At 60.2% G+C, this 201-nt stretch carries 1 pseudogene; it reads right to left on the minus strand.

Features of this window, described 5'->3' with window-relative positions:
• Window positions 1-194 (minus strand): annotated as a pseudogene (locus EFA69_RS12690) (S8 family serine peptidase); the annotation flags it as partial.
• Window positions 195-201 lie beyond the last annotated feature (7 nt).

Genomic DNA, 201 nt, shown 5'->3' on the forward strand with positions numbered 1-201 from the left:
TCCTGGGTAGAACTCAGGTTGCCGTCCTTCATCACCACGATGTACTTGCCGTCAACGGCGTTGGACACGGCGGCGGGCGCCATGGGCGCGGTGGCCGTCTCCTCCAGGAGCTCGTCTTTCTGGCAGCCCGCCATGGAGAACACGGAGGCCAGGGCGAAGAAGGAGACCGCTTTTTTGAAGTTGTTGGATTTCATAGTCCAG

Source organism: Rufibacter immobilis (genome assembly GCF_003721565.1).
In the GTDB taxonomy this organism is placed as follows: Bacteria; Bacteroidota; Bacteroidia; order Cytophagales; family Hymenobacteraceae; genus Nibribacter; species Nibribacter immobilis.